Origin of the sequence: Paenimyroides aestuarii (genome assembly GCF_024628805.1) — a bacterium.
Lineage (GTDB): Bacteria > Bacteroidota > Bacteroidia > Flavobacteriales > Flavobacteriaceae > Flavobacterium > Flavobacterium aestuarii_A.
Genome location: NZ_CP102382.1, coordinates 525,269 through 543,407, shown reverse-complemented (window position 1 = coordinate 543,407; position 18,139 = coordinate 525,269). Strand labels below are relative to the sequence as shown.

Genomic DNA, 18,139 nt, shown 5'->3' with positions numbered 1-18,139 from the left:
GTGTTGTTGTGTGTTTAGAACCCAATGAAAAACCAAGCTTTTATGCTTTTATATAAAATGAAAAAGGTGCGCATGCGCACACCTCTTTGTAAATTGATTATTTTCTGATACCCAATTCTTTGATAATTTCACGATATCTGTTGATATCTTTTTTCTTTAAGTAATCTAAAAGACTTCTTCTTTTACCTACTAAAAGAACTAATGAACGCTCTGTGTTAAAATCGTGACGATTCTTTTTTAAGTGCTCTGTTAAGTGCGAAATTCTGTAAGTGAATAATGCAATTTGTCCTTCTGCAGAACCTGTGTTTGTTGCTGAACCTCCGTGCTTAGCGAAGATTTCTTCTTTAACTTCTTTAGTTAAATACATGCTAATATTGTTTAAATGATTGTTATGTATGTTTGAATTGAAAAATTCTGTGCAAATGTACACCTTTTTTTTAATTGAACAATTTTAAATTAATCTATTTTGGTGAGGATGATTTCTTTTGCAGAACGGTTTAAAGCATGCCAAGTTATCGTTTCTCCATCATCGCTAAAAAATATTTCATAGGTGTCACCAAAAAAATAATCGGCTAAAAACTGATATTCTTCTGGTAAATCATCAAAATTCATTACAGGCTCTGGGATATAATTATTGCCTACTTGGGCAAAAGCAAATATGGATTGGTTATAAATATTTGGACGTATTAAAGAAGTTGTAAAAGGAATTGTTTCTTGATTGATATAAATAGTTCCATTCAAATAATATTGAAATCTATCGTTTCGCATCTCTTTTTCTTCCACATTGACATCAATTCTACCAACATTGTATAGAACGGTATCGTTTTTAATCATATCCGATCCATTATTTGGAACAATTGCCATTTTTTCAATTTTCCAACTTCCAGAAATTTTAGGTACATGTTCCTTTAAAAATGCATTGTCTATTTTCTTAGAATCGTTAGAATAGGTAAGGTCTAATGCATTATCTGATTCGCAAGCAGTAAAACCTATTGGTACAATTAATAGGGATAAAATGAAAAATTTAATAAGGTTTTTTCTCATGATTAGTAAGTCTTTAGCTTTTATACATTTCTGCAATTTCATTGGTAAGCCATTCTAAGAACGCTTGATCTTCTGCGGTGAATGCGTTTAACGTATTAGAATCAATATCAATCTGGCCAATATTGTTTCCGTTTACAATAATAGGCACCACAATTTCTGATTTCACATGAATGTTGCACGATATGTAATTGTCTTGTGCTTGCACGTCATCAACCAAAAATGTTTGGTTACTTTCTGCAACTTGTCCACAAATGCCTTTTCCAAAGGGAATGGTGGTGTGGTCTGTTGGTAATCCGGCAAACGGTCCTAAATGCAATTCTTTTTTATTGGCATCGGCAAAATAAAATCCCACCCAATCAAAATAACTAATTTCGCTGTGCAATTTGTTGCAAATTTCTTGCAAACGATCATTAATACTTTTATGTGATTTTATGATTTCTGTTAAAGAAATCTTTAATTGTTCTTTTTCCATGAATTTTTTTCAGTAAATTTACAAAAAATTAGAACGCATCAAAACCTAAAACATGTTCCAGCGTTATTTGTATAGTTTATTTTTAACTGCAGCCATACTTTTTACAAATGTAGGGTTGGCGGTTAATATTCACTATTGTGGAAATGCTATCGAGAAAATTGAATTAGGGTATGCTTCGTCTATCAAATGTGCCGAAGACACGCACGAAAAAGCATGTTGCAAAGAAAAAAACGAAACGGTAAAAAAAGATTGTTGTAAAAACGAAACCATTCAACAAAAAACCGATGAAGTGGTTATAAAAGTTGCTGCTTCAAACGATTTTTCAGATTTCATGACACCTGTTGTGTATAAATTGCAACCGCTTGTTATTACTGAAAACAAGCTGCCAAAAAAAATAAATGTTACTTTTCGATGCGAAAGTAACGCCCCACCTTTATACAAACTATACAGCCAATTTCTTCTTTACGCATAATTACACATTTTTTACTAAAAGAATGTTTAATTAATTATGCAAACTCATGAAATATACATTATTATTGTTGTGTGCTTTTGGCATGCAACCAATCTTTGCCCAGGATACTTATAGGGGAAAGGTTTTAGATGTTTACAACAATGCAGTAGAAAATGCAACATTGACAGTAAACGACAGTGTGGTGGCAAACACCAATGAATTCGGAATTTTTAAATTAACCTTACAGCAACCCAACACCGTTTATATTTATGCAGAAGGGTATGAGGTTTTACAAGCTGAATTGAACGATGCTTCGCAATTCCAATTCTTAAAAATGCAACCCGAAGCCGCTTTAGGAGAATTAGTGGTAACGGTGAATAGAAGAAACACCGAACGCAACAAAGGCATCACCAATTCGCAGACCATGAACAGCGGCGAGTTGCTAAAAGCAGCTTGTTGTAATTTGGCGGAGTCTTTCGAAACAAATCCATCAATCGATGTGAATTTTTCGGATGCTATTTCCGGATCAAAACAAATTAAAATGTTGGGATTAACCAGTCCGTATATTTTAATCGCCGAAGAAAATATTCCGAGTGTTCGCGGTGCTTCGCAAGCGTATGGTTTATCGTTCACGCCCGGAACTTGGGTTGAAAGTATTCAGGTTACCAAAGGAGCGGGCAGCGTTGTAAATGGTTTTGAAAGCATTTCGGGGCAAATAAACACCGAATTGATTAAACCGGGGAACGATATTCCTTTCTTTTTGAATTTATACGGATCTACCGATGCACGTTTTGAGATGAATGCGCATTTTAATGAAAAAATATCAGATAAATGGAGCTCTTCTTTGTTTGTTCATGGAAACACCCGTGTGAAGAAGAACGATATGAACCATGATGGATTTTTAGACAATCCGTTGGGAAGTCAAATAAATATCATGAATCGTTGGCAATATCAAAACCTCGAAAAAGGATGGATTGCTTTTTTAACCGCTCGTTATATGAAAGACGAAAAGCAAACCGGCGAGCTAGATTTTGATAGCAAACAACACAAATTATCCACTTTAAAATGGGGTTCAGAACTCAATACCGATAAGTTTGATGCCAGCACAAAAGTGGGATATGTTTTCCCCGATCAGCCCTACAAAAGCCTTGGTTGGCAAAACTCGTTTAGTTATCATAAACAAAATTCGTATTTTGGTTTAAACCAATTCGATATAACCCAGCGCAGTGTTTATTCCAACCTTATTTACAACTCTATAATAAGCAATACGTTGCATAAATTCGCTACCGGAGCTAGTTTTATGTATGATGATTATTCGGAATTTGTAGCCAATTACGGCAATCAAAATTTTGACAGAACCGACACCAGTTATGGGGCTTTCTTTGAATATACGTATGATAATGCCGATAATATAGCATTGGTTTTGGGAGGTAGAATTGATAACTCGAACCGATTGGGGACATTTGTCACTCCGCGCATGCATTTGCGTTACAACCCGTGGGAAAAAACCACCGTTCGTGCATCGGCAGGTCGCGGTAAACGAATTGCTAATATTTTTGCAGAAAACCAGTATTTGTTTGCAAGTTCTCGCAAGTTTAATATCTTAAACGAAGGCGGGAAAGCCTATGGAATGGATCCAGAAATTGCTTGGAATTACGGGATAAGTGTTTCGCAAGATTTTACTTTTTTAGGAAAAAATGCCAATGTAACACTTGATTTTTATCGTACCGATTTCCAAAATCAAATCGTGGTTGATTTAGATCAATCTGCAAGAACCGTTAATTTCTATAATTTAGAGGGAACATCCTATGCCAATTCGTTTCAAGCCGAATTAAATTACAACATCATTAAACACTTAAATTTAAGAACTGCCTACAAGTATTATGATATTCAAACAACTTATGGAACCAAAGATTTAGAGCGACCGTTGCAAGCAAAGCACCGTTTGTTTGCCAATTTAGAATTTTCCACCCACGAGCACAATGGCAGCTATTGGAAGTTCGATGCTACTTGGAATTGGTTAGGCGCTCAGCGTTTGCCTTACACTGCCGACAATTCGGCTGAAAATCAATTACCGAGTTACACCAATCCGTTTTCTACCGTAAATGCACAGGTAACAAAAGTTTTTTCAGATAAATTTGAAATGTATGTAGGTGGCGAAAACATTGGGAATTATCAACAACACCGAGTGATTTTAGGAGCAGATAATCCGTTTGGCAGTGAATTTGATAGTACTATTGTATATGGTCCTATTTTTGGACAAATGTATTATGCCGGATTGCGATTTAAAGTCAAATAATATTTAAAACGAAAATTATAATAGCGAACATTAAAAGTTTGGTTGGTCATTCTGAACGAAACGTTAGTGTAGTGAAGAATCTCCAAAATATCCAGTGTTGAAAAAGATTCCTCCTTCGTCGGAATGGCATTATTGAAATTTTATAGTATAAAAAATAACTAATAATTTAAAAATAAAGAAAAATGAGAAAATATTTAATGGTACTATTAGCTGTTTTAGGTTTTGCATTTACAGCTACAGCACAAGAAAAGAAAAGCAAAAACGCAAAAGTTGATGTAGAAGTGAAAGGCAACTGCGATATGTGTAAAAAACGCATTGAAAAAGCCGCTTTTAGTGTAAAAGGAGTAAAATCGGCCGAGTGGCATCAAGACGACCAAACGCTTCATTTAATCATCAACGAACACAAAACAAATGCCTTAAAAGTAGAAGAAGCAGTTGCTAAATCTGGTCACGATACCAAAGATGTGAAAGCTACCAAAGATGATTACGATAATTTACATGGTTGTTGCCAATATGATCGGGAATCTTAAACTAAAAAAAATCCGAGCATTTACTCGGATTTTTTAGTTTTATAAAGATAAGATTTTTACATCATTCCTGGCATGCCGCCGGCCACTGGCATTTAGATTTACTTTATGCACTATTCTTTAAAATAATTAAAAAAAATTAATTAATTTATTGTGCGACACGTTTTGTCCATCACGCTGTTTATTTTTGAATAAATTAATAGGATATGGCAAAGCAAGACGTGATTAAAAGACATTTTTTAATTGTAGAATTTCTACGAAAAAATCCAGCGACTTTCCAGCAAATCAATAATTTTTTGCTAGATAAAGAACGTGATACAAGTTATGAATTTGCAATAAGCCAGCGTACATTTCAAAGAGATTGTCATGAAATTCTATCGCTTTGGGGAATTGAAATTGCATATAACAAACGCGAAAATTACTATGAAATCGTAAATGAAGAGAATGACTTACATTTTAATAGAATTTTAGAAGCTTTTGATACGGTAGCGATTTTGCGAAATACTAAAAAAGTAGGCAATTATTTATTTCTTGAAAAAAGAAAATCAAAAGGAACGGAATATTTTAATGGAATTCTCTACGCTATACAAAATCAATTAGTTGTAACCTTTCAGCTAAACAGTTATTGGAAAGCAGTATCGTTACGCCGCTGTGTTCCTAAGGCTATCAAAGAATCTCAAAACAGGTATTATTTAATTGCTTATGATTTAGATAAAAACGAATTTCGGAATTACGGTTTAGACCGTATCAGCAATTTCGCTATTACTTCAGAAAAACAAAAAACTCCGGAAATTAACGTAGAGGCATTTTATCAACATGCTTTTGGAATTCAATGTTACGATGATCCTGTTAAAATTGTTTTGGAATTTGCAAACGATCAAAAGCAGTATTTAAAATCGTTGCCTTTACATACTTCACAAAATATCACAAAAGAAAACAATACAACGTTTACAGTAGAACTGTTCATGCACCCAACCAATGATTTTGTGATGGAAATTATGCGTTATGGAGCTATTTGCGAAGTGGTGGAGCCCCCATTTTTAAGAGATCGAATAAAAGACGAAGTAAAGCATTTACAAGAAAAATATCAATTGTAAATGTGGAAACCCGTAAACATTTGTTGAAAATTATAGTGATTTTTGAAAAGAAATATGGAATCTAAAAAGCGTTATTACATTTACACGAATTACCAAGCATGTTATGAATATCTTTATGCAGAGCCAAAGTTTTGTGAAGCTTTAGCTTACTTGTTAACTTTTGAAAAGATGTACGATTTTAGAGTAATACCTCATACTTCAAGTATAGAAATATCAAATGAAAACATAAAAATATTTATTGTTTTAATGGGATCTTTTCAGTTTGATAAATACGATGAAGTTAAAAATGAAAAAAATGTACATTTTGTTTCTTTTGATAGAGCTATAGATGAACGATATGAATTCTTCATAATGAAAAATAAAATTAAGTTTATCAGCATTGGTATGTTAATGGAAACAGTTTCGGCTTTAACCAGAAAGGGTTGGTAAACCAAATGCAAAATTTTAAGGATATAGCGTTTTAAATTAAATTATAAAATAATAAAGACATGGAAAATATGAATTATTCAAGAGAGTTTAAAGATGCTGTAAGTTTTGCCAACGAGCATAACTTATTTTTAGGATATGGAAATCCTAATGGAAAAATTTTAATGATTGGTAAAGAGCATTATTTTGACCATAAACATAAACAAGATACGAAAGAGTTTTATGAAGAAATATTAAATTCTCGAAATAAGGAAAATAGGAAAAATATTCATTCATGGGAAACTAATGTTAAGGAAAATTATGAATTTGATTGGAACGCCAGAACAGAAAGTTTTCTAGACAATAGTAATGCACTTACTGCTTGGTGGAACCAAAAGAATAAACAAGATAGAAATGGAAATGGGGGAACTAGTAATACCTACTTACATTATCAAAAAATTTATCAAAATGTTTTTTTAAATGGTAATACTCAAAGTAATATTAACTTTCAAAGAGAAATTTATACTTCAGAACTAAATGATGTACCTTCTGGAAGAAGCTACAATCTATTAGAATTGAAAAAATTGAGAACAGAATCTATTGAAAAAAGGAAAGATTTATTCCGTAAAGATTTTTTTAAGACTTTTCCTGTAGTGATAATTGCTTCAGGGCATTATCCACGTGATTACAATTTTGATATTGAAGATATTTTTGAAGTAAAGTTCTTTGAAGAAACTAAAATAGTTGGAAAGTCTTGGTATAATTTACATTATAGTTCAGATGGAAAAAGGATGCTAATACATACAAGACAATTAAGTACATCTGTTTCAACAGAGCTTATAACATCATTGAGTAATGAAATAAAAGAATTCCTAAATAGATTATCCCAAAAAGAAAACCAATGAAAACCTTTGCTGCAATAGATTTTGAAACTGCCAACCAGCACCGTAGCAGCGTGTGTAGTATAGGTTTGGTATTTGTAAAAAACGGAATCGTGGTAGATAAATATTACGAACTCATAAAACCAGTGCCTAATTTTTACAGCTATTGGAACACACAAGTGCACGGCTTGGTTTTTAGCGATACCGAACACGCCCAACAATTTTCTGATTTATGGGTTGATATTTCCAAACGAATTAAAAACATGCCTTTGGTAGCACACAACAGTATGTTTGATGAAGGTTGTTTAAAAGCCGTTTTACAGGTTTATGAATTACCTATACATCAGAATAAGTTTTTTTGTACTTACAGAGCGGCAAAAAGTATGTTTCCAAATTTACCTAACCATAAACTACCCACCGTTTCACAGTATCTAGGTTTTAATTTAGATAGCCACCACCACGCTTTAGCTGATGCCGAAGCTTGTGCGCATATTGCGATGCGGGTGTTTTGAGGAATGAGAATTATAAAACATTATAAATATGGATATAAAACAAATAGAAAATTTACTAGAAAAAACGCAAATCATAAGGAATAAGTATGCTGATTTAGCCGAATACACTGGTGAAAATTTTAACGTTTTCAATATTTTGAGACTGGACGAAAAAGAATTGATGCATTCTGCTTTTATTGCCAATTTGCTCAATGTAAAAGGGAACCACGGACAAAAAGATGTTTTTCTGAAACTTTTTATCAACGAAATAAAGGATTTGTTTTCTGATAGTAAATCGAATAGAGAACTTTTAGAAGAGTTTGATGCTTTAAAAAGTTTTGCGAAAGAAGAAGAGTATATTGGGATGGTTGATTATGATTTAGGTAATGGAGGAAGAATTGATATTACGGTAAAAGATGGGAAAAATGTAATTTTAATTGAAAATAAAATAAATCATTTTGACGAGTATAAACAATTGATTCGTTACAATGAGTTTTATAAAAATGCCCCGATAATTTATTTAACCCCTTTTGGAACTGAACCGTCAGAAGATTCAAAAGGAATATTAGAAAATAACAAAGATTTTATTTGTATTTCTTATGAACAACACATTGTAAATTGGATAGAACAGTGTATCAAAGAAATGGCAAATAAACCAATAATTAGAGAAACTTTAAACCAATACTTACACTTAGTTAAAAAAATTACAAACCAAACAACAAACGATAAAATGAAAAAGGAACTTACAGACTTAGTATTAAGTAACGAAAAAAACTACAATGCTTATAATGACCTGTTACACAATCAAAATGAGATACTTAAAAAATTAATTAGTGACTCCGCAATTATATTCATTGATGAAATTATTAAGGTTATTGCTAGTAGAAATGGTTTAAAAGTAAAAATTGATAATGGATTTCTTGGTGGTGAAAAAGAAACAGGAATAACTTTTTACAGTGATGATGTGTTAAAAGATCTCTGTATTGATATAGAGTTTCAAGAAAATGGATTAAGATTGCCTGCTATCGCTTGTTCTGTTAATCAAATTTTGAAATCTGCTAAACACGAAAATTTAGCTTTACAATTTCAAAACTCATTCCATAACGGATTGATTGAATCTAAACATCCACGTTTTATTTTCTCTTTATTCAAAAATTCAAACGAAATGTTTCGTATTCAAAATATTAACTTATTAGAATTAAAATTTAATCTAAATAAAATATCTGATTTAATTGAAGATTATGATAATATTATAAAAAAAATTTTATCTATTGTTCAAAATGAATATTAATAAAATTTGACAGAACTCTCTAGAACTCAAAAAAATCGATAATTTTTATTTTCTACCAGTCACGTTTTGTCCATAGCTACAATTAAATTTGTTAAAAAATCAAACAAAATGGAAAAACAACAATGGTATTACAGCGATTTTAACCGACAATTGCATTATATGCAATTTTGCGAAGAACCCGAATTTTGCAAAGCTTTAGCTTATTTACTTACATTTAAAAAGCACGAAAATTTAAAAGTAACGCCACACAAATTTTCAATTGAAATAAGCAATGAAAATATTCATATTTTCATCATTCACACGGTATTTTTCCAACAAAAAGAATACCCAAAAGTAAAAGAATTAAAGAATGTTCATTTTATATCTTTTGGTAAAGAACTTACCGAAATGAATGAATTCAGCGAAATGAAAAACGAAATTAAATTTGTCAGTAAAGATATGCTAATGTCAACAGTTGAAGCTTTAACAGAAAATAACTTGGTTCGTTCCATTCAAAATTTTAAAGAACTGGATGTTTAACCTGCAAGGTCTATTCGACCTTGTAGGTTTGCAAAATAAATTAAAAGAGTAATGAAAAAACTCTATTTAGACGATTTGCGTCTCATTCCCGAAGGATTTATCGGTGTGCGTTCTTTTGCTGAATTCGTAAACTATATTGAAACCAACGGCTTGCCCGATTTTATTTCATTTGACCACGATTTAGGTTTGCAAGAAAACGGTTTTGACTGTGCCAAGTGGTTAGTCAATCATTGTTTGGATCATAAAGTAAAATTATCTGATTTTGCAGTTCATAGTCAAAATCCGGTAGGTAAGAAAAACATTGAGAGTTTATTGAATAATTTTAGAAAACAGTTTTAGAATTGATCATCAATTATAATAACAGACAAATTGCCGTATTTGCCGACACACACGGAATGCACAGGAAACTTTCTATTAAAGAAGTCGATATTGTCATTCATTTAGGCGATGCGTGTACCTTTGCAAACAACGTACAGTTTACTGATTTCTTAGATTGGTTTAGTAATTATCCCGCAAAATACAAATTGTTTGTAGCCGGAAATCACGAATTACAATGGGAGTTGGAACCAGACGGATTTTTGGAACTGTTTCCACAAAACATTATTTTTTTAGAAAATAGAAGCATTTGTTTGGAAGGTATAAATTTTGCATCTGTTCCAGCTAGAATGAATTTATCAAAGTATCCAAGAATAAAGCTTTCTAAAAAAGTAGATTTTTTGCTGACCCACGCGCCTCCAAATGGAATTTTAGATAATGATTTAGGGTGTCCAATTCTAAAAAAGTTTGTAACTAAAATAGAACCAGCCTATCACCTTTTTGGTCATATACACGAAACGGGTGGAACATATTTAAAAAAAGAGGATACTATATTTATGAATGTCTCTGTATTTAATCAATAAAAAAAATCCGAGCATTTACTCGGATTTTTTAGTTTTATTCAAATATGATTTTTACATCATTCCTGGCATGCCGCCGCCCATTGGCATTTGGCTTCCACCTTCTTCTTTAATATCTACTAAGGCGCATTCTGTAGTTAAAATCATACCCGCAACCGATGCAGCATTTTCTAAAGCCACACGGGTTACTTTTTTAGGGTCGATAATTCCTGCAGCCAACATATCTACATATTCGTCGGTTTTGGCATTGTAACCAAAGTTTCCGGTGCCTTCACCAACTTTTGCTACAATTACAGATCCTTCTAAACCTGCATTTTCAACAATAGTTCTTAAAGGCGATTCAATTGCACGAGAAACAATCTGGATACCTGTTTTTTCATCCGCATTTAAAGCATCAACACTTGATAATGCCGATTTTGCTCTTAACAATGCTACACCACCACCGGCTACAATTCCTTCTTCAACTGCTGCACGTGTTGCGTGTAAAGCATCGTCCACACGGTCTTTTTTCTCTTTCATTTCCACTTCAGATGCGGCACCAACGTAAAGTACTGCAACACCGCCCGCTAATTTCGCTAAACGTTCTTGTAGCTTTTCACGATCGTAATCGGAAGTTGTAGTTTCCATTTGTGCTTTAATTTGGTTCACACGGTTTTTGATCATTTCAGAATCTCCCGCACCGTTTACAATGGTTGTATTGTCTTTATCAATCGAAACGCGCTCTGCTGTTCCTAACATTTCCAACGTAGCGTTTTCTAAGGTATAACCGCTTTCTTCTGCAATTACGGTTCCGCCTGTTAAAATCGCAATGTCTTCTAACATGGCTTTTCTGCGATCACCAAAACCTGGCGCTTTTACAGCAGCAATTTTTAATGCACCGCGTAATTTGTTCACCACCAAAGTTGATAACGCTTCACCATCTACATCTTCTGCAATGATTAACAACGCTTTTCCTGATTGCGCAACTGGCTCTAAAACCGGTAATAATTCTTTTAAAGAAGATATTTTTTTATCGTACAATAAGATATATGGATTCTCGAATTCTGTTTCCATTTTCTCTGGATTGGTAACGAAATAAGGCGAAAGATATCCTCTGTCAAACTGCATTCCTTCTACCACATCCACATACGTATCAGTTCCTTTAGCTTCTTCAACAGTAATCACTCCTTCTTTGCCCACTTTTCCAAAAGCTTCAGCAATTAATTCACCAATCACTTCATCATTATTAGCAGAAATCGATGCTACTTGCTTAATTTTGTCTGTTGTAGAACCCACTTCTTGTGTTTGTTTTGCTAAATCGGCAACAATAGCGTCAACCGCTTTATCAATTCCGCGTTTTAAATCCATTGGATTTGCACCAGCTGCCACGTTTTTCAATCCTTCTTTCACAATAGCTTGTGCCAAAACAGTTGCAGTTGTAGTTCCGTCACCAGCCAAATCGTTGGTTTTGCTTGCAACTTCTTTCACCATTTGTGCCCCCATGTTTTCTAAGGTGTCTTCAAGCTCTACTTCTTTCGCTACAGAAACTCCGTCTTTTGTTACGTGAGGCGCTCCAAACGATTTAGAAATAATTACGTTACGTCCTTTTGGACCCAAAGTTACTTTTACTGCATTTGCCAATGCGTCAACACCGCGTTTTAAACCATCGCGTGCTTCAATATCAAATTTTATATCTTTTGCCATAATTTTTATGCTTTAGGCAGTAAGCGGTTTGCTTTAGGCTTACTGCGATTTTAATTTATTTTTTAAACTATAAATTTTACTTTTAATTGAGTTGATTTTTGTTTCAAGATCGATAAAGATATTTTCTTCTATATATTTTAAATCTTTTGAAAGAATCAACAGATATTCTGTTTCTGAAGCTGAGCCTAATGCAATGTTTAGAAATTGATTGAATTCTGCATCACTATTTCTTCCACAACCTTCAGATATATTTGTTGGTACAGAAGATGATGCTCTACGAAGCTGACTTGTGATACCATACATTTCTTCTTTAGGAAACAAACTTGTGATTTTATAAACTTCTAAGGTAAAATGATGACTTAATTGCCAAATATCGTATTTTTTAAAATCTCTCATTGCTTAAAACTTAATGCTTACAGGTTATTGCTTTATATAATCGCTAAAATATCCTCTTCACGCATAATCAGATAATCCGTACCTTCAAATTTTAGTTCGGTGCCTGCATATTTTCCATATAAAACAGTATCACCAACTTGTACGGTTAATGGTTCATCTTTTTTGCCATTTCCCACAGCAACAACAGTTCCTTTTTGTGGTTTCTCTTTTGCAGTGTCGGGAATAATGATTCCTGATGCAGTTTGAGTCTCAGCTGCAGCCGGTTCAATAATCACGCGGTCTGCTAACGGTTTCATGTTTAATGCCATACTATTTTATTTTTTAAATTTTTATGAATGATAATTTTTTGCTTTTGTCTTGACCAAAAGTGTGCCAACTGTAAAAAATGATATTTTGACAGAAAAAAAAATGCCAGCTTGTCATAAGCTGGCATTTTGTGTATATATTTTCACTTAGTTTGCAGGTTGTGATGGATTGTTTGCAGGCGCTTGATCGCTTGCTGTGTTTGGTGCAGGTGCTGTTTGGTTTTGAGCCGCACCAGCATTTGGCAACGCTGCCGGTGGTGTTGCAACTGCATTTGGATCTAAAATTTGAGAATCGTTTGAATAACCAGAGTTAAAACTTAAACTAGAAACTAAAATTAAAACTACTAAAGCAACTGCCAATGTCCATGTACTTTTGTCTAAAAATTTGTTGGTGTTTTGAACGCCACCAACCGATGTGGAACCACCTAATGATGAATCTAAACCGCCTCCTTTAGGGTTTTGAATCATGATAACAATGATTAAAAGTAAGGCAACTATGGTGATTAACACTAAAAAAATCGTAAACATATTTATTTGTTTTATATATTATTAAACTCTTGTAATTTTTTTATATCGGAAATTCGATTTGCAAATAAACTACTTTTTTCTGGATATTTCAAAATTAAAATTTCATAAGCTTGTATTGCTTTTTGATATTTTTTTTGTTCTAAGTAAATACGTGCTAACGTCTCGGTCATGTAATAGGGTTCTTCTTCTTCGTGCCGATCAAGGTTTATGGCTGGTGTAACTGCCGTTTTGCTTGGTGTTATTTTTGGATTTGCTTCTATGAAACGATCAATTAAATCCATCTTTTTTTGTTTGATTGGAAGCGTTTCTTCCGTATTTTTTTCTTTTTTTGGTAGTTGTTTTTCGCTGTTTTCCGTTTGATTTTCTTCGGAAACAACGTCATTTTCGCGATCAATGGGTTGCGATGTTGTTAATTTCAACCATTCGGTAAACGAAAATTTATCGTTTTCAGAGAAATCTAAAGGTGTGCCCACTTCCAAATTTTCTTCCAATTGATGCACCTCTTCGGTGATTGGGTCGAGTTGGGGCAGGGTTGGTTCCTTTTTTTCGAGTTTGGCTTCGATTTTCGATTTTGAAATTTGATCGATTTTTTGAATCAACCCGGTTTCTTTGTCTTGATTTTCTATATAAACCAAGGTATTCAATACCCTTTTTTCAATATTTTCATCTAATGTGGGTTCGGGCTTTTTGAATTCGATATAATTTTCATCAACCACATTCAAATCTTCAATCTGTAAGGGTTTGTACGCAATAAATTCTTCCGAAATAATATAATCAAACAACACGTCGCGATCGGTGGTATAAGCAGCTGTTTTTTTTAATTCGCTGTTGTATAAAAAACTGCGTTGTTGGTGCAAGGTTTTTAAATACAAAGCTCTTGCCGATTGCAAATACGGGTATTCACTAACGATTTGTTGCAACGAAGCTGTTTGCTGTTCTGTTAATTCGTACGGATTGTTTAACCATTGTGCGTATTGTTGTGCATTCATAAGCTTACCATTTTGCCAGCGAGGCGTTAAAAACATCTTGCGTAATGCGTTCGTATATTTCTTCTAAAGCAGTGGTTAACTGAGCCCCAATTAATTGATTGTTAGCCGGATAATCATAAAAGTGCGAGAAGGTTTTTTCAAAATCATCTTCCGGATTTTTTCTGTTCGTAAAACGCACATTTATAGCAATGTACAAACGGTTTTGCGCAGCTGTTTGGTCGGCAGTTGCCGTCATTGGCGATACACGGAATTGGGTTATTTCGCCTTCATAGACCAAATCGGCATTGGTGTTGGTCATGTTTAAACTGGTTTGGTTTACCAACAAATCTTGTAATCTAATGGTAAATGTACGCTCAATTCCCGGTTCAATCAGTTCGGCATTGTTCAAAAAATAATTCACTTGAAACGTTTCCGCATCGATTTTTCCGGTACCTGTGAAATTATACGCACCGCAGCTCGATAAGATCAAACAGAAAAGAAAGGCTGTAAATTTATATAATGTATGTGGTGTTTTCATTCGATGAATTATTGAATCGTTTGCAATGTTTTTACGACTAAAAATCTACAAGTCATATTGTTTAATTTTTCGGTACAATGTTCTTTCCGAAATTCCCAATTCGTCGGCTGCGGCTTTGCGTTTTCCACTGTTGCGTTCCAAAGCTTTTTTTATGAGTTGAATTTCTTTTTCTTCTAATTTCAATGTTTCTTCATCATCAACCGTTTCAGCAATCAAATAATCATGGTCATCTTCCTCATCCATTATTTCAGATGGATTATTGTTTTTGGTCGATGATGCGTGTTCGGCTAAAGGAATAGAACGATTGTTTGGTTTTGATAGCCCTTCATCGGCCTGGCCATAAATGCGTTGTATTAAAGATTTGTTCGATTCTTGAACTTGTGCCGAATTGGAATTGTTCATTAATTCCAACGTCAGTTTTTTTAAATCGGTTAAATCAGCTTTCATATCAAACAACACTTTATACAAAATCTCGCGTTCGTTGCTAAAATCTCCTTCTGCTTTTTTGGTTTCGATAAGCGATGGCAATTGTGCATTTCGCTGAGGCAGATAAGATTGAATGGTTTTTAAATCGATTTCGCGGTTGGTTTCAATCACCGAGATTTGTTCGGCAATATTGCGCAATTGGCGAATATTACCACTCCAACGGTAATGAATAAGGTATTCGGCGGCATCGGGCGTAAGTTTAATCGGCGGCATTTTGTATTTATGCGCAAAATCCGATGAAAACTTTCTGAACAACAAATGAATGTCGTCGCCCCGTTCACGCAAAGGCGGTAAATTGATTTCTACGGTGCTTAAACGGTAATACAAATCTTCGCGAAATTTGCCTTTATCAATCGCTTCAAACATTTTAACGTTGGTGGCTGCCACAATGCGCACATCGGTTTTTTGAACTTTTGAAGAACCCACTTTGATAAATTCGCCGTTTTCTAACACACGAAGCAAGCGAACTTGTGTGGTTAAAGGCAATTCGCCCACTTCATCTAAAAAAATAGTACCACCATTTGCCACTTCAAAATAACCTTCACGGCTGCCCACAGCACCTGTAAACGCACCTTTTTCGTGCCCAAAAAGCTCTGAATCGATTGTGCCTTCTGGGATAGCGCCACAGTTCACAGCAATATATTTTCCGTGTTTGCGGTGCGATAGTCCGTGTATGATTTTTGGAATACTTTCTTTACCCACGCCGCTTTCACCGGTAACCAAAACAGAAATATCAGTCGGAGCCACTTGAATGGCTTTTTCTAGTGCTCTGTTCAGTTTTATATCGTTACCAATAATTTCGAAACGCTGTTTAATGCTTTGAACGTTTTCCATAGTTTTTTTGTTTAATTCTTTACAAATTCAATTATTTCCTTAAGATCCAATTGTTGATTTGTATTCATGTCCTTCTTTTGGATTATTATTTCCTGTTTTTTATTTAATTGTAAAATATACCATTTTTTATTTTCTGTAATTTTAGAAAAATCTTTCCACTCATATTTATTTTGGAATGATTGACCAATATATTCTATTCCAGTTCTATTTATTATAATGATAATATTTTCCTTTAATTTTGGATCGGATAAAATCATTTTAGTAGATTTATATGGTAGCCAAACCATTATTAACGGAACTAAAAGACTTATTAATATTGGAAATGACAAGAAATCTATAAAATCATTAGCATTTACTGTATTAAAGATAACATTAGCAGTTATTGTCAAAATACATATGATAAAAACAATACTAAAAGATACTTTTTTAAAAAGTAAACTATAATTTATTTTCAAATAGTCATTGAAATTAAAAGACGGTTTGAAAGTGATTTCTTTTTCCATTTTCTTTAATATGTGGTTAAAAAAAATTACTGCATTTCCGAATAACCAACTGCTTCGCCAATTAAGGTTGCTGAGGTACAATCGTTTACTTTTACCAATACAAAATCGCCTACTTTATAATTCCCTTTTGGGAAAACAACTGTGGTGTTTTGTGAATTTCTTCCAGACCAATGTGCATCGGAACGTTTGGATGTTTTTTCAATTAAAACTTCCACCGTTTCGCCTACAAAGCGTTTGGTGCGTTCCATGGCAATGCGTTGCTGTAAATCTACAATTTCTTGTAACCTACGTTTTTTAACCGCTTCTGGCACATCGTCTTCCATTTTTCGAGCAGCCATTGTTCCTGGGCGTTCCGAATATGCAAACATGTATCCAAAATCGTATTTCACATATTCCATTAACGAAAGGGTGTCTTTATGGTCTTCTTCGGTTTCGGTTGGGAAACCTGTAATCATATCTTGCGACAACGAAATTTCTGGAATAATTTTATAGATTCGATCAACCAAATCCATGTATTCTTCACGCGTATGTTGGCGGTTCATTTCACGCAAAATGCGAGTAGATCCCGACTGTACCGGCAAATGAATGTATTTACAAATATTGTGATGCTTTGCCATTACGTGAATCACATCTTCGTGCATGTCTTGCGGATTCGACGTGGAAAAACGGAAACGCATTTTAGGATAAGCCGTTGCGCACATGTCTAGCAATTGTGCGAAATCTACAGCCGTTGCTTTTTGCATCTCGGTTGCTTTGTCGTAATCCTTTTTTAAACCACCACCATACCATAAGTAGGAATCCACGTTTTGCCCCAACAAGGTGATTTCTTTAAAACCACGTTCGTATAGGTCTTTAATTTCTTCCATGATGCTTTGCGGTTCGCGACTGCGTTCACGGCCGCGGGTAAACGGCACCACGCAAAACGTACACATATTGTCGCAACCACGCGTGATAGAAACAAAAGCAGTAACCCCATTGCTGTTTAAACGAACAGGTGCAATATCGCCATAGGTTTCGTCTTTAGAAAGAATCACATTAATAGCGTCGCGCCCTTCTTCAACTTCCTTCAAAAGATTAGGAATGTCTTTGTAAGCATCGGGACCAACCACCATATCCACAATTTTTTCTTCCTCTAAAAACTTGCTTTTTAAACGTTCTGCCATACAGCCCAAAACGCCCACTTTCATAGACGGATTGATCGATTTTACGGCATTGTATTTCTCTAAACGCTTGCGCACTGTTTGCTCTGCCTTATCGCGGATTGAGCAGGTATTTACCAAAACCAAATCGGCTTCTTCTAAATTTTGTGTGGTGTTATATCCTTCGTTGGCTAAAATCGACGCTACAATTTCGCTGTCAGAAAAATTCATCTGGCAACCATAGCTTTCTATAAATAACTTTTTGGTATTATTTTTTTGCGGATCTAAAACTAAGCTTGTTCCTTGTTTTTGTTCTTCAATAACCTTTTCCATATATTCCCAATCGTATTCAAATCAATTCGCAAAGATACAATTAAAATTAAAAG

Annotated in this window: 23 protein-coding genes; 11 read left to right on the top strand and 12 right to left on the bottom strand. The window is 34.1% G+C overall.

Features of this window, described 5'->3' with window-relative positions; translation table 11 throughout:
- Positions 1 to 97 precede the first annotated feature (97 nt).
- The 3 genes from rpsO to NPX36_RS02600 all read right to left on the bottom strand — a co-directional run bounded on the left by rpsO (position 98) and on the right by NPX36_RS02600 (position 1,516).
- Positions 98 to 367 (bottom strand): 30S ribosomal protein S15, encoded by a 270-nt coding sequence (gene rpsO, locus NPX36_RS02610; protein WP_257499873.1) that lies wholly within the window; start codon positions 365 to 367, stop codon positions 98 to 100.
- Positions 368 to 456: 89 nt separating this feature from the next.
- A complete protein-coding gene (locus NPX36_RS02605) occupies positions 457 to 1,044 on the bottom strand; it encodes a hypothetical protein (RefSeq protein WP_257499872.1) in 588 nt (195 codons plus the stop codon).
- 13 nt (positions 1,045 to 1,057) lie between these two features.
- Complete coding sequence (locus tag NPX36_RS02600; RefSeq protein ID WP_257499871.1) at positions 1,058 to 1,516, bottom strand: GAF domain-containing protein; 459 nt, start codon at positions 1,514 to 1,516, stop codon at positions 1,058 to 1,060.
- Positions 1,517 to 1,568: 52 nt separating this feature from the next.
- Here NPX36_RS02600 and NPX36_RS02595 point away from each other — a divergent pair, with 52 nt between their 5' ends.
- From NPX36_RS02595 to NPX36_RS02545, 11 genes are all read left to right on the top strand, one after another.
- Positions 1,569 to 1,988, top strand: a complete 420-nt coding sequence (locus tag NPX36_RS02595; RefSeq protein WP_257499870.1) for an HYC_CC_PP family protein — start codon at positions 1,569 to 1,571, stop codon at positions 1,986 to 1,988.
- A 46-nt stretch (positions 1,989 to 2,034) separates the two neighbouring features.
- Positions 2,035 to 4,266 (top strand): TonB-dependent receptor plug domain-containing protein, encoded by a 2,232-nt coding sequence (locus NPX36_RS02590; protein WP_397376454.1) that lies wholly within the window; start codon positions 2,035 to 2,037, stop codon positions 4,264 to 4,266.
- A 182-nt stretch (positions 4,267 to 4,448) separates the two neighbouring features.
- The gene (locus NPX36_RS02585) at positions 4,449 to 4,796 is read left to right on the top strand and encodes a heavy-metal-associated domain-containing protein (RefSeq protein WP_257499869.1); all 348 of its coding nucleotides are present in this window, start codon (positions 4,449 to 4,451) and stop codon (positions 4,794 to 4,796) included.
- Positions 4,797 to 4,999: 203 nt separating this feature from the next.
- Positions 5,000 to 5,890 (top strand): helix-turn-helix transcriptional regulator, encoded by an 891-nt coding sequence (locus NPX36_RS02580; RefSeq protein ID WP_257499868.1) that lies wholly within the window; start codon positions 5,000 to 5,002, stop codon positions 5,888 to 5,890.
- Positions 5,891 to 5,944: 54 nt separating this feature from the next.
- Positions 5,945 to 6,319, top strand: coding sequence for a hypothetical protein (locus NPX36_RS02575; protein ID WP_257499867.1), 375 nt, complete (start codon positions 5,945 to 5,947; stop codon positions 6,317 to 6,319).
- 59 nt (positions 6,320 to 6,378) lie between these two features.
- The gene (locus NPX36_RS02570) at positions 6,379 to 7,200 is read left to right on the top strand and encodes a hypothetical protein (RefSeq protein WP_257499866.1); all 822 of its coding nucleotides are present in this window, start codon (positions 6,379 to 6,381) and stop codon (positions 7,198 to 7,200) included.
- The gene (locus tag NPX36_RS02565) at positions 7,197 to 7,688 is read left to right on the top strand and encodes a 3'-5' exonuclease (RefSeq protein WP_257499865.1); all 492 of its coding nucleotides are present in this window, start codon (positions 7,197 to 7,199) and stop codon (positions 7,686 to 7,688) included. Before NPX36_RS02570 ends, NPX36_RS02565 begins: the two co-directional genes overlap by 4 nt.
- Before the next feature lie 28 nt (positions 7,689 to 7,716).
- Positions 7,717 to 8,958, top strand: a complete 1,242-nt coding sequence (locus tag NPX36_RS02560; RefSeq protein ID WP_257499864.1) for a PDDEXK-like family protein — start codon at positions 7,717 to 7,719, stop codon at positions 8,956 to 8,958.
- A gap of 108 nt (positions 8,959 to 9,066) precedes the next feature.
- Positions 9,067 to 9,477: a hypothetical protein gene (locus NPX36_RS02555; RefSeq protein ID WP_257499863.1), complete on the top strand. Its 411-nt coding sequence runs from the start codon at positions 9,067 to 9,069 to the stop codon at positions 9,475 to 9,477.
- A gap of 51 nt (positions 9,478 to 9,528) precedes the next feature.
- Positions 9,529 to 9,816, top strand: coding sequence for a cyclic-phosphate processing receiver domain-containing protein (locus NPX36_RS02550; RefSeq protein WP_257499862.1), 288 nt, complete (start codon positions 9,529 to 9,531; stop codon positions 9,814 to 9,816).
- 2 nt (positions 9,817 to 9,818) lie between these two features.
- The gene (locus NPX36_RS02545; RefSeq protein WP_257499861.1) at positions 9,819 to 10,376 is read left to right on the top strand and encodes a metallophosphoesterase; all 558 of its coding nucleotides are present in this window, start codon (positions 9,819 to 9,821) and stop codon (positions 10,374 to 10,376) included.
- A gap of 51 nt (positions 10,377 to 10,427) precedes the next feature.
- On the opposite strand, the gene groL is transcribed toward NPX36_RS02545, so the two are convergent.
- The 9 genes from groL to miaB form a co-directional block, all read right to left on the bottom strand.
- Positions 10,428 to 12,056 carry a chaperonin GroEL gene (gene groL, locus NPX36_RS02540; RefSeq protein WP_257499860.1) on the bottom strand — a complete coding sequence of 543 codons (1,629 nt, stop codon included), beginning with the start codon at positions 12,054 to 12,056 and terminating at the stop codon, positions 10,428 to 10,430.
- 39 nt (positions 12,057 to 12,095) lie between these two features.
- Entirely contained in the window at positions 12,096 to 12,452 is a 357-nt protein-coding gene (locus tag NPX36_RS02535; protein WP_257499859.1) for a four helix bundle protein, read from the bottom strand.
- A gap of 32 nt (positions 12,453 to 12,484) precedes the next feature.
- Positions 12,485 to 12,760 (bottom strand): co-chaperone GroES, encoded by a 276-nt coding sequence (locus NPX36_RS02530; protein WP_257499858.1) that lies wholly within the window; start codon positions 12,758 to 12,760, stop codon positions 12,485 to 12,487.
- A gap of 144 nt (positions 12,761 to 12,904) precedes the next feature.
- A complete protein-coding gene (gene secG / locus NPX36_RS02525) occupies positions 12,905 to 13,291 on the bottom strand; it encodes a preprotein translocase subunit SecG (RefSeq protein ID WP_257500711.1) in 387 nt (128 codons plus the stop codon).
- A gap of 5 nt (positions 13,292 to 13,296) precedes the next feature.
- Positions 13,297 to 14,274, bottom strand: a complete 978-nt coding sequence (locus tag NPX36_RS02520; protein ID WP_257499857.1) for a tetratricopeptide repeat protein — start codon at positions 14,272 to 14,274, stop codon at positions 13,297 to 13,299.
- 4 nt (positions 14,275 to 14,278) lie between these two features.
- The gene (gene lptE / locus NPX36_RS02515; protein WP_257499856.1) at positions 14,279 to 14,791 is read right to left on the bottom strand and encodes an LPS assembly lipoprotein LptE; all 513 of its coding nucleotides are present in this window, start codon (positions 14,789 to 14,791) and stop codon (positions 14,279 to 14,281) included.
- A 45-nt stretch (positions 14,792 to 14,836) separates the two neighbouring features.
- Positions 14,837 to 16,111 carry a sigma-54 interaction domain-containing protein gene (locus NPX36_RS02510; protein WP_257499855.1) on the bottom strand — a complete coding sequence of 425 codons (1,275 nt, stop codon included), beginning with the start codon at positions 16,109 to 16,111 and terminating at the stop codon, positions 14,837 to 14,839.
- 11 nt (positions 16,112 to 16,122) lie between these two features.
- A complete protein-coding gene (locus NPX36_RS02505) occupies positions 16,123 to 16,614 on the bottom strand; it encodes a YcxB family protein (RefSeq protein ID WP_257499854.1) in 492 nt (163 codons plus the stop codon).
- A gap of 26 nt (positions 16,615 to 16,640) precedes the next feature.
- Positions 16,641 to 18,086 carry a tRNA (N6-isopentenyl adenosine(37)-C2)-methylthiotransferase MiaB gene (gene miaB, locus NPX36_RS02500; protein ID WP_257499853.1) on the bottom strand — a complete coding sequence of 482 codons (1,446 nt, stop codon included), beginning with the start codon at positions 18,084 to 18,086 and terminating at the stop codon, positions 16,641 to 16,643.
- Positions 18,087 to 18,139 lie beyond the last annotated feature (53 nt).

What these genes read in the sequence shown, in the direction of transcription:
- rpsO (WP_257499873.1), bottom strand. Translation starts at nt 367, where the DNA reads ATGTATTTAACTAAAGAAGTTAAAGAAGAAATCTTCGCTAAGCACGGA.
- NPX36_RS02605 (WP_257499872.1), bottom strand. Translation starts at nt 1,044, where the DNA reads ATGAGAAAAAACCTTATTAAATTTTTCATTTTATCCCTATTAATTGTA.
- NPX36_RS02600 (WP_257499871.1), bottom strand. Translation starts at nt 1,516, where the DNA reads ATGGAAAAAGAACAATTAAAGATTTCTTTAACAGAAATCATAAAATCA.
- NPX36_RS02595 (WP_257499870.1), top strand. Translation starts at nt 1,569, where the DNA reads ATGTTCCAGCGTTATTTGTATAGTTTATTTTTAACTGCAGCCATACTT.
- NPX36_RS02590 (WP_397376454.1), top strand. Translation starts at nt 2,035, where the DNA reads ATGAAATATACATTATTATTGTTGTGTGCTTTTGGCATGCAACCAATC.
- NPX36_RS02585 (WP_257499869.1), top strand. Translation starts at nt 4,449, where the DNA reads ATGAGAAAATATTTAATGGTACTATTAGCTGTTTTAGGTTTTGCATTT.
- NPX36_RS02580 (WP_257499868.1), top strand. Translation starts at nt 5,000, where the DNA reads ATGGCAAAGCAAGACGTGATTAAAAGACATTTTTTAATTGTAGAATTT.
- NPX36_RS02575 (WP_257499867.1), top strand. Translation starts at nt 5,945, where the DNA reads ATGGAATCTAAAAAGCGTTATTACATTTACACGAATTACCAAGCATGT.
- NPX36_RS02570 (WP_257499866.1), top strand. Translation starts at nt 6,379, where the DNA reads ATGGAAAATATGAATTATTCAAGAGAGTTTAAAGATGCTGTAAGTTTT.
- NPX36_RS02565 (WP_257499865.1), top strand. Translation starts at nt 7,197, where the DNA reads ATGAAAACCTTTGCTGCAATAGATTTTGAAACTGCCAACCAGCACCGT.
- NPX36_RS02560 (WP_257499864.1), top strand. Translation starts at nt 7,717, where the DNA reads ATGGATATAAAACAAATAGAAAATTTACTAGAAAAAACGCAAATCATA.
- NPX36_RS02555 (WP_257499863.1), top strand. Translation starts at nt 9,067, where the DNA reads ATGGAAAAACAACAATGGTATTACAGCGATTTTAACCGACAATTGCAT.
- NPX36_RS02550 (WP_257499862.1), top strand. Translation starts at nt 9,529, where the DNA reads ATGAAAAAACTCTATTTAGACGATTTGCGTCTCATTCCCGAAGGATTT.
- groL (WP_257499860.1), bottom strand. Translation starts at nt 12,056, where the DNA reads ATGGCAAAAGATATAAAATTTGATATTGAAGCACGCGATGGTTTAAAA.
- NPX36_RS02535 (WP_257499859.1), bottom strand. Translation starts at nt 12,452, where the DNA reads ATGAGAGATTTTAAAAAATACGATATTTGGCAATTAAGTCATCATTTT.
- NPX36_RS02530 (WP_257499858.1), bottom strand. Translation starts at nt 12,760, where the DNA reads ATGGCATTAAACATGAAACCGTTAGCAGACCGCGTGATTATTGAACCG.
- NPX36_RS02520 (WP_257499857.1), bottom strand. Translation starts at nt 14,274, where the DNA reads ATGAATGCACAACAATACGCACAATGGTTAAACAATCCGTACGAATTA.
- lptE (WP_257499856.1), bottom strand. Translation starts at nt 14,791, where the DNA reads ATGAAAACACCACATACATTATATAAATTTACAGCCTTTCTTTTCTGT.
- NPX36_RS02510 (WP_257499855.1), bottom strand. Translation starts at nt 16,111, where the DNA reads ATGGAAAACGTTCAAAGCATTAAACAGCGTTTCGAAATTATTGGTAAC.
- NPX36_RS02505 (WP_257499854.1), bottom strand. Translation starts at nt 16,614, where the DNA reads ATGGAAAAAGAAATCACTTTCAAACCGTCTTTTAATTTCAATGACTAT.
- miaB (WP_257499853.1), bottom strand. Translation starts at nt 18,086, where the DNA reads ATGGAAAAGGTTATTGAAGAACAAAAACAAGGAACAAGCTTAGTTTTA.